This window comes from Pseudomonas sp. JC1203 (genome assembly GCF_056175065.1).
In genome coordinates this window covers 244,636-253,553 of the sequence record NZ_JBWCAM010000010.1, presented here as the reverse complement: position 1 = coordinate 253,553, position 8,918 = coordinate 244,636, and the positions used below count along the sequence as shown (strand labels likewise).

The following is an 8,918-nucleotide window of genomic DNA, read 5'->3' as shown; positions in this document are numbered from 1 at the left end:
AAAGGCAAGTGCGCAAAAGTGGCGCTGGTGGCGTGCATGCGGGTGCTGCTGATCCGGCTTAACGCCATGCTGCGCGAGGGCACAGCATGGCGGACGTAATTAACTGGGCAAGACAGTTGCTGCTACGGGTAAAAAAAACCGCCAGGGTCGCTGGCGGTTTTTTTGGTGTAACGGGGTGAATCAGGCGTCGTCGCCTTCGTCGTCATCCCCACCATCGACTTTCATGCCCAGCTCCTTGATCTTGCGGGTCAAGGTGTTGCGGCCCCAGCCCAGCAGCACGGCGGCGTCGCGGCGGCGGCCGGCGGTGTGCTTGAGGGCGGTCTCGATCATGATGCGCTCGAAACTCGGCACGGCGCTGTCCAGCAGGCTGGACTGGCCACGGGCCAGGGCCTGGTCGGCCCATTGGCGCAGGGCCTGCTCCCAGTTGGTCACCGGCGCTGCGTCCTGTGGCAGGCTCAGCAGCTCGGGTGGCAGGTCGCCGATGTGCACTTCACGGCCCGAGGCCATCACGGTGATCCAGCGGCAGGTGTTCTCCAGCTGGCGCACGTTGCCGGGCCACGGCAGGTTTTTCAGGTATTCCTCGGTCTCGGCTTTCAGCAGCTTGGGCTCGACGGCCAGCTCCTGGGCGGCGCGGCTGAGGAAGTGCTTGGCCAGGGTCGGGATGTCTTCACGGCGGTCCGACAGGCGCGGAATGTGGATGCGGATCACGTTCAGGCGGTGGAACAGGTCTTCGCGGAACTTGCCGGCGTGCACCAGGGTTTCCAGGTTCTGGTGGGTGGCGGCGATGATGCGCACATCCACCTTCACCGGGGTGTGGCCGCCCACGCGGTAGAACTCGCCGTCAGCCAGCACGCGCAGCAGGCGGGTCTGGGTGTCGGCCGGCATGTCGCCGATCTCGTCGAGGAACAGGGTGCCGCCGTCGGCCTGCTCGAAGCGGCCACGGCGCAGGTTGGCGGCGCCGGTGAACGCGCCTTTTTCATGGCCGAACAGCTCGGACTCCATCAGGTCCTTGGGGATGGCGGCCATGTTCAACGCGATGAACGGCGAGGCCGCGCGCGGGCTGTGGCGGTGCAGGGCGTGGGCGACCAACTCTTTACCGGTACCCGACTCACCGTTGATCAGCACGGTGATGTTGGAATGGCTGAGGCGGCCGATGGCGCGGAAAACTTCCTGCATGGCCGGCGCTTCGCCGATGATTTCCGGCGTGCGGGTCAGCGTCGGTACTTCGGTCAGCCCTTGTTGCTCCTGGGCGTGCTGGTTGGCGCGCTTCACCAGGGCCACGGCTTCGTCCACGTCGAACGGCTTGGGCAGGTATTCGAATGCACCGCCCTGGTACGAGGCCACGGCGCTGTCCAGGTCCGAATGCGCGGTCATGATGATGACCGGCAGGCGCGGGTGCGACTCGCGGATGCGCGCCAGCAGGTCCAGGCCACTGGCGCCGGGCATGCGGATGTCGGAAATGATCACATCAGGCTGCTGGCGAGCCAGGCGACTCATGACGCCATCGGCACTGTCGAAGCTTTGGGTGGTCATGCCTTCCTGTTGCAAGGCCTTTTCCAGCACCCAACGGATGGAACGGTCGTCATCGACGATCCAGACAGTTTCACTACGACTCATGACGAAGCGGCTCCTTGTTCCAGCGGCAGGAAGATCGAGAAAGTGGTGTGGCCGGGGTGGCTTTCACACTCGATCAGCCCCTGGTGCTGGCTGATGATGTTCTGGGTAATGGCAAGGCCAAGGCCTGTACCGTCCGGGCGCCCGCTGACCATCGGGTAGAAGATGGTTTCCTGGAGCTCGGCCGGTATACCGGGTCCGTTGTCGGTAATTTCGATTTTGGTCACCAGCCGGTGGCGGGTGTGGCCAATGGTGAACTGGCGCATGGTGCGCGTGCGCAGGCTGATGCGGCCCAGGCGCAGCTCGTTCTGGCCGCTGATGGCCTGCATGGCGTTGCGCACGATGTTGAGCACCGCCTGAATCATCTGTTCGCGGTCTATCAGCACGTCGGGAATGCTGGGGTCGTAGTCGCGCACCAGGGTGATGCCGCCCTGGGCCTCGGCTTCCACCAGGCTGGAAACGCGCTCCAGTACCTCGTGCACGTTAGTCATGGCCAGCGACGGCAGCTTGTTGGAGCCCAGCATGCGGTCCACCAGGTTGCGCAGGCGGTCGGCCTCTTCAATGATGACGTTGGTGTAGTCCTTCAGGCTTTCTTCGGGCAGCTCGCGGGCCAGCAGTTGCGCCGCGCCACGGATGCCACCCAGCGGGTTCTTGATCTCGTGGGCCAGGCCGCGCACCAGCATCTTGGTGGTTTCCTGCTTCGACAGCTGCGCCTCTTCCTTGGTGATGCGCAACAGGCGGTCACGGGGGTGCACTTCCAGCAGCAGCAGGGTCTGGCCGTTGTTGAGAATCGGCGTTACCGCGTAGTCGACGGTCAGGGTCTGGCCGGTCAGCGCGGTCAGCATGGCTTCGCGCTTGGTAAACGGGTGGGCCTGTTCCACGGCCTGGCGCAGGGAGTTGAGCGCCTCGGCCGACTCGGTGAACAGTTCGCTGATGAACTGCCCGTGGCTGCGCTGGCCGCTGATGGCCAACAGCATTTCGGCCGCCGGGTTCATGTATTCCAGGCGCAGCTCGGCGTTGAGCAGGATGGTGGCAGTGGTCAGGTTGTCCAGAAGCAGTCGGTGCAGTGCATCACTGATGGTCATTAGCTGTCGTTGACCTCTTTTGGCCCATTGCCGCGGGAACGCGGGTCCTTGGCGGCGCGGGCTGGTAATCCGCTGATACACCTTAAAATGCAAGAACTAAACCAAAGCTCCGAAAAGAAGCGCGGTCGGCGGAAAATGGCGCTTTCACTGCTCATTAAATGACGCAGCGGGCAGGGTCTCGTTCAGGATTGACCCAAAATGGGATGTTCGTCCGACTTTACCCGTTCTATCCGCACCAAAATAGAGCGTATGCGCACACTATAGCGGCTGGATGTGTCATTCGCTGTCATCGTCGTCCGCAGGCTTGTCCGCCAGTGGGCATTCGGGGCGCACGCCGTAGTCGGCGGTCTTGCAGGGGTTGTTGCGGCGCTTCTGGATCAGCGAGATGCGGTGCATGTGGAACGGTTGCGCCGGGGTGCGCTCGATCACCGTTTCGTGGTTGTCGATGATTTCTGCTGCAAGCTGGTGCGTGCCGCGGTCGATGTTCTTCAGCTGGAACACCGGGCTTACCGCCGGGCCGGCGACGACATTGCCATCCACCAGCAGGCGGTAGCCGTGGTTGGGCATCAGTGGCGGGTCGCTGGTGATGGTCACGATCAGGTTGCCGGAGGGGTCATGAATACTGGCGTCTGGCTCAGGTATGAGGATGCGCAGCATGTCGTAGTGGCTGGCTGGCTGTTTCTTCGCCAGTTTGCGCGCCGGGGTGGGCGGCACTGGCGTGGCGGTCATGCTGTTGCTGGGCCGCACGTCCACCACGGTGGCGTTGGCGTGGGGCTTGTCGGTGTAGACGCGGTTACCCTGGGCGTCGATGTAGGTGTAGACCTGGGCCATGGCGGGTGCGCTCAGCACCAGCAATGCAATGGCCGACAGCAGGCGTGTCATGGGCGTTTTCCGGCAGGGGGCAGGTGGTAGCGCTGCAGCGTGAAGGTGACGGTGGGGCTTTGCTGCACCACCCGGTCGTTGAACAGCACTTGCACGGCGAGGCTATGGTCGCCGCGGTCGATGTTCACCAGTTGCAGGCGTGGCACGTTGGTGGGCTGGCCATAGGGCTGGCCGTCCAGCAGCAGGCGCAGGCGGTGCATTTCGCGCAGGCGCGGGTCTATCAACACGCCCACGGTGAAGGTGCCGTTGTTGGCACGCAGGGCTTCTTCGGTGGGTATGTCGGTCAGTTGCAGGGTGCTGTAGGCCTGTTCGGGCTCGCTGCTGCGGGGGCTGCGCGGCACCGGCACCATGGGCGCGACGGGTGCCTGCGGCTCCACGCTGTTGAGCGGTGGCAGTTCCACGGTCTGCGAGCGGGTGCCATCGGGCGGCTGGTTGGAGTACGCGGTGTTGCCTTCGGCGTCGGTGTATTTGTAGATCTGCGCGAAGGCGGGCAGGGCCACCAGCATCAGCACCCAGATAAGGCATGAACGCATGAACGCATCCTGTCGGCTCATGGAAGGAACGGGCCCTGCGGCCCAGGTGCCAGCATAGAACAGAATGGCCGACGGATGGTTTCGGCTTTGTACCAGCGTGCCGGGTTCGCGTCGCCGCAACTGTCTGGGGGGAGCTGGCTTGCCAGCGAGATTTTAGGGCCCCAACAGCTCGCTGGCAAGCCAGCTCCCACAAGCTGTAGCAGCTGCCGAAGGCTGCGTCCGAGGGCGGTGGGGGTTGCCTGGAATCCAGCGGTGCCTGTGACGCGGCCTGTGGCCGCTGCTACGGGCCGCGTGGGGGGGGCGTCAGGAAGGGCTGGCGCACAACTCGCCGGTGGCCCGGACCAGCGCCGTGCGTTGCAGCGCATCAGCCTTGCGCGCCTCGATGGCGCTGGCCACCCAGCGTGGGCACTGCGGGTCGTTGCGCGACGGCGCGAACGCTGCCAGGCGCTCCAGCAACTGCTTCTGCAGCACGTCCAACTGCGGGCGGATCTCCTTGGCCAGGTCTACGCGTGGCGTGTCTGGTGCGGCGCCCTTGGCGTTCCATTGGGTCAGCAGGCTGTATTGCACCAGCTTGTTGGCTTCTATCTGCGCGGCGAAGAATTGTTCGGCCAGCGGCACATCCACCTTGTAATCGACGGCCAGCTTGCCGGCGCCGGCAATCACGTCGCGCTCGCGCGGGGCGTCGAGCACAGGCTTGTGGCTGTCCCATTTGGTCAGGGCCACCTTGGGGGCGATTTCAAGGCGTTGTTGCACGCTGTCCAGCAGCGGCGCGAGGGTAGCGGGCGGGGCGGCGAAGGCCGCGCTGGAGAACAGGGTGGCGGCTAGCAGCAGGGTTCTACGCATTGTCGTACTCATGTTGTTATTGGTGACGAAAGGCAGCGGCCGATTCTAGCAGGCAAATTATTCCGAAAGCGGCATGCCAGGGCTGCCGGCGTAGAACACGATCAATTCCACGGGCTGTGCACCGGTGCGCCCACGGTGCGTGGTGGCGACCATTTCGGCCAGCGGCTCGCCGGGCTTCAGTACGCGGGTCTTGCCGGTGTCCTGCGCTTCAACGGTCAGTTCGCCGGAAAGAATGTAGGCGACGTTGGGCATGGGGTGGGTGTGCCAGTCCAGGTTGGTGTTGGCGGGAATGTGCAGCTTGAGCAGGGTCAGTTCCGGTTTGCCCTGGGGGTAGGCCTGGTAGGGGGCGCCATCCCATGAGGAGGTGCTTTGCAGCAGGATCTGTTTTTCAACACCGGCCTGGCTCAGGGCCGGGAGGCTGACGAGAGCGGCAATCAGGGGAAGATAACGTTTCATGGTGTGGCCCACGGAATGGTTGGGCGTTGGAGCGTATCTGCGGCAATTGCTGGGGAATGTCAGGCATTGCCGTCCCGATACGAGGGACTCTTCCGTGAAGGTTGTAGGAGTGAAGAACAAAAAAGGCCTCCCGAAGGAGGCCTTTTTCAAATCACGCGGCTTGCGCCAGCGTCACCGGATTAGCAGCTGTAGTACAGCTCGTATTCCAGTGGGTGTACGAAGGTACGAACCTTGATTTCTTCTTCGCTTTTCAGGGCGATGTAAGCGTCGATGAAGTCGTCGCTGAAAACGCCGCCTTTGGTCAGGAACGCACGACCTTTGTCCAGCTCTTCCAGGGCTTCTTTCAGGCTGCCGCAAACTTGTGGGATCTCTTTCGCCTCTTCAGGCGGCAGGTCGTACAGGTTTTTGTCAGCTGCGTCGCCAGGGTGGATCTTGTTCTGGATACCGTCCAGGCCGGCCATCAGCAGTGCTGCGAAGGCCAGGTATGGGTTGGCAGCCGGATCCGGGAAGCGTGCTTCGATACGACGGCCACGTGGGCTGTTGACGTAAGGAATACGGATCGAAGCCGAACGGTTGCGAGCCGAGTAGGCCAGCATTACTGGAGCTTCGAAGCCTGGGACCAGACGCTTGTAAGAGTTGGTAGCCGGGTTGGTGAAGCCGTTCAGGGCCTTACCGTGCTTGATGATACCGCCGATGAAGTACAGGGCGGTGTCGGACAGGCCGGCATAGCCTTCGCCAGCGAAGGTGTTCTTGCCATCTTTGGCGATGGACATGTGCACGTGCATACCCGAGCCGTTGTCGCCGTACAGTGGCTTAGGCATGAAGGTAGCGGTACGGCCGTAGGCGTCCGCAACGTTGTGCACAACGTATTTCAGGGTTTGAACTTCGTCGGCCTTCTTCACCAGGGTGTTGAACTTGACGCCGATTTCGTTCTGGCCAGCAGTTGCCACCTCGTGGTGGTGAACTTCAACGACCTGGCCCATTTCTTCCAGTGCGTTGCACATGGCAGTACGGATTTCGTGGTCGTGGTCGAACGGCGGAACTGGGAAATAACCACCTTTCACGCCTGGACGGTGGCCCTTGTTGCCGCCTTCCACGTCTTGGTCGGACATCCACGAACCTTGTTCCGAGTAGATCTTGAACATGGAACCGGAGATGTCGGACTTGAACTTCACTTCGTCGAAGATGAAGAACTCAGGCTCTGGGCCGGCGAACACGGTGTCACCGATACCGGTCGACTTCAGGTACTCTTCGGCGCGGTGGGCGATGGCGCGCGGGTCGCGATCGTAGCCTTGCATGGTCGAAGGTTCGATGATGTCGCAGACGATGATCAGGGTCGGCTCTTCGGTGAACGGGTCCAGGACGGCAGTTTCGTCGTCTGGCAGCAGGATCATGTCGGAGGCTTCGATGCCTTTCCAGCCAGCGATGGAGGAACCGTCGAACATCTTGCCGACTTCGAAGAAGTCGTCTTCCAGCGCGTCACGGGCTGGCATGGTGACGTGGTGCTGGGTGCCCTTGGTGTCCGTGAAGCGCAGATCAATCCACTTGACGTCATGATCTTTGATGAGTTGAACCGACTTCGACATGTTGTCCTCCGGGGTGAATAAGGGCTGGTAGTGGTTAGCCCTGTAATTTGGGTGATGCCGGGCGCGAATAGTCTGCCAAGGCAACCTGCCTCACAAGGGAGCAATTTGCATGCCAGTGCCCCGAGATGGGTTTTTTGCCCCAAACCCAAGCATTTCGGCCTGTTTTCGGCAAAATGCGCCGTTTTGCCGCACTGTTTTGAAGCGCTAGCAATCCGTGAGGCACCATAAAGGTGCACTGAAAACCTTCTGTACGATAACTGGTTAAAAGCTGAGCAATTTCCGCTATAATCCTGCCCCCCTTTTTCGGCTGGCACCTCGCGCGCTGTTTTTCATGAAACTAATCGTAAAAGTCTTCCCAGAAATCACCATCAAGAGCCGGCCCGTTCGGAAGAACTTCATTCGCCAGCTCGCCAAGAACATCCGCGTCGTGCTCCGTGAACTGGACCCGAAGCTGGTGGTGGATGGCGTGTGGGACAACCTCACCGTTGTCACCCGCATCGAAGATGCGAAAATCCAGCGCGAGATGATCGAGCGGCTTAAATGCGTGCCCGGCATTACCCATTTCCTGCAGGTGGACGAATACCCCCTGGGCGAGATGGACGACCTGGTAGCGCAGTGCAAGCAGCACTTCGGCCACCTGCTGCCCGGCAAGATGTTCGCCGTGCGCTGCAAGCGCGCCGGCCGGCACACTTTCACCTCCATGGACGTGGACCGCTATGTTGGCAGCCAATTGCGCCAGCAGTGTGGCGCGGCCGGCATCGAGCTGAAGAAGCCCGAGGTGGAAGTACGCCTGGAGATCCGCGACAAGCGCGTCTTCATTATTCACAGCCAGCACCAGGGCATCGGCGGCTACCCGCTGGGTTCGCTGGAGCAGACCCTGGTACTGATGTCCGGTGGCTTCGACTCCACCGTGGCCGCCTACCAGATGATGCGCCGCGGCCTGATGACCCACTTCTGCTTCTTCAACCTGGGTGGCCGTGCCCACGAGCTGGGCGTGATGGAAGTCGCGCACTTCCTGTGGAAGAAATACGGCAGCTCCCAGCGCGTGCTGTTCATCAGCATCCCGTTCGAGGAAGTGGTGGGCGAGCTGCTGGGCAAGGTCGACAACAGCCACATGGGCGTTATTCTCAAGCGCATGATGCTGCGCGCCGCCTCGCGCATGGCCGATCGTCTGCAAATTGATGCGCTGGTAACCGGCGAGGCCATCTCGCAAGTGTCGAGCCAGACGCTTCCGAACCTCTCGGTGATCAGTGCGGCAACCGACAAGCTGTTGCTGCGTCCATTGCTTGCCAGCCATAAGCAGGACATCATTGACCAGGCCAACGAGATCGGCACCGCCGATTTCGCCAAACACATGCCTGAATATTGCGGGGTGATTTCGGTCAACCCCACCACCAAGGCCAAGCCCCACCGCGTCGCCTATGAAGAACAGCAGTTCGACATGGCCGTGCTGGAGCGGGCCCTGGAACGCGCCAAGCTGGTCTCCATCGATAATGTGATCGATGAACTGGGCCAGGATATCGAAATCGAGGAAGTCGCCCAGGCCTTGGCCGGGCAGGTGATCATCGATATCCGTCATCCTGACGCCCAGGAAGACGAGCCCCTTGAACTCGAAGGCATCGAGGTCAAGGCGTTGCCGTTCTATGCACTGAACAGCCGTTTCAAGGAACTGGACCCCACTCGTCAGTACCTGCTGTATTGCGACAAAGGCGTGATGAGTCGCCTGCATGCCCACCACTTGCTCAGTGAGGGACATGCCAATGTGCGCGTTTATCGACCGAGCTAAGCGCCCGGGGCTGTTTGCCTGTGGCCTGCGTCACCGGCCCCCCGACGCCACCGTCAAGCTGTAACGGCTTTAACGGACTCTAAGTCAAATCGCTGTCACTAACTGTCAGCACACCGAATCCTCTGATCGAGAT

General features: G+C 61.7%; 8 protein-coding genes and 1 pseudogene. 2 read left to right on the top strand and 7 right to left on the bottom strand.

Translation table 11 applies throughout. The features are described from left to right. Positions 1-99 (top strand): annotated as a pseudogene (locus tag AC0SZ7_RS17155) (IS110 family transposase); the annotation flags it as partial. A gap of 81 nt (positions 100-180) precedes the next feature. Here the strand turns inward: AC0SZ7_RS17155 and ntrC are convergent. From ntrC to glnA, 7 genes are all read right to left on the bottom strand, one after another. Then, complete coding sequence (gene ntrC, locus AC0SZ7_RS17150; RefSeq protein WP_475505481.1) at positions 181-1,617, bottom strand: nitrogen regulation protein NR(I); 1,437 nt, start codon at positions 1,615-1,617, stop codon at positions 181-183. Then, positions 1,614-2,699, bottom strand: coding sequence for a nitrogen regulation protein NR(II) (glnL, locus tag AC0SZ7_RS17145; protein WP_416421998.1), 1,086 nt, complete (start codon positions 2,697-2,699; stop codon positions 1,614-1,616). The genes ntrC and glnL overlap by 4 nt, the downstream gene beginning before the upstream one ends. A 276-nt stretch (positions 2,700-2,975) precedes the next feature. Then, positions 2,976-3,581, bottom strand: coding sequence for a DUF4124 domain-containing protein (locus AC0SZ7_RS17140; protein WP_475505480.1), 606 nt, complete (start codon positions 3,579-3,581; stop codon positions 2,976-2,978). Further along, positions 3,578-4,114 carry a DUF4124 domain-containing protein gene (locus tag AC0SZ7_RS17135; RefSeq protein WP_475505479.1) on the bottom strand — a complete coding sequence of 179 codons (537 nt, stop codon included), beginning with the start codon at positions 4,112-4,114 and terminating at the stop codon, positions 3,578-3,580. Before AC0SZ7_RS17135 ends, AC0SZ7_RS17140 begins: the two co-directional genes overlap by 4 nt. Before the next feature lie 303 nt (positions 4,115-4,417). After that, positions 4,418-4,957, bottom strand: a complete 540-nt coding sequence (locus AC0SZ7_RS17130; RefSeq protein WP_475505478.1) for a chorismate mutase — start codon at positions 4,955-4,957, stop codon at positions 4,418-4,420. 57 nt (positions 4,958-5,014) lie between these two features. Continuing rightward, positions 5,015-5,413 (bottom strand): cupin domain-containing protein, encoded by a 399-nt coding sequence (locus AC0SZ7_RS17125; RefSeq protein WP_475505477.1) that lies wholly within the window; start codon positions 5,411-5,413, stop codon positions 5,015-5,017. A 179-nt stretch (positions 5,414-5,592) separates the two neighbouring features. Then, positions 5,593-6,999 (bottom strand): glutamate--ammonia ligase, encoded by a 1,407-nt coding sequence (glnA, locus tag AC0SZ7_RS17120; RefSeq protein WP_475505476.1) that lies wholly within the window; start codon positions 6,997-6,999, stop codon positions 5,593-5,595. A gap of 331 nt (positions 7,000-7,330) precedes the next feature. Here glnA and thiI point away from each other — a divergent pair, with 331 nt between their 5' ends. Next, the gene (thiI, locus tag AC0SZ7_RS17115; RefSeq protein WP_475505475.1) at positions 7,331-8,785 is read left to right on the top strand and encodes a tRNA uracil 4-sulfurtransferase ThiI; all 1,455 of its coding nucleotides are present in this window, start codon (positions 7,331-7,333) and stop codon (positions 8,783-8,785) included. Positions 8,786-8,918: the final 133 nt, after the last annotated feature.

Coding starts and splice junctions, on each gene's coding strand:
- glnA (WP_475505476.1), bottom strand. CDS start 6,999: ATGTCGAAGTCGGTTCAACTCATCAAAGATCATGACGTCAAGTGGATT.
- AC0SZ7_RS17135 (WP_475505479.1), bottom strand. CDS start 4,114: ATGCGTTCATGCCTTATCTGGGTGCTGATGCTGGTGGCCCTGCCCGCC.
- glnL (WP_416421998.1), bottom strand. CDS start 2,699: ATGACCATCAGTGATGCACTGCACCGACTGCTTCTGGACAACCTGACC.
- AC0SZ7_RS17140 (WP_475505480.1), bottom strand. CDS start 3,581: ATGACACGCCTGCTGTCGGCCATTGCATTGCTGGTGCTGAGCGCACCC.
- AC0SZ7_RS17130 (WP_475505478.1), bottom strand. CDS start 4,957: ATGCGTAGAACCCTGCTGCTAGCCGCCACCCTGTTCTCCAGCGCGGCC.
- AC0SZ7_RS17125 (WP_475505477.1), bottom strand. CDS start 5,413: ATGAAACGTTATCTTCCCCTGATTGCCGCTCTCGTCAGCCTCCCGGCC.
- thiI (WP_475505475.1), top strand. CDS start 7,331: ATGAAACTAATCGTAAAAGTCTTCCCAGAAATCACCATCAAGAGCCGG.
- ntrC (WP_475505481.1), bottom strand. CDS start 1,617: ATGAGTCGTAGTGAAACTGTCTGGATCGTCGATGACGACCGTTCCATC.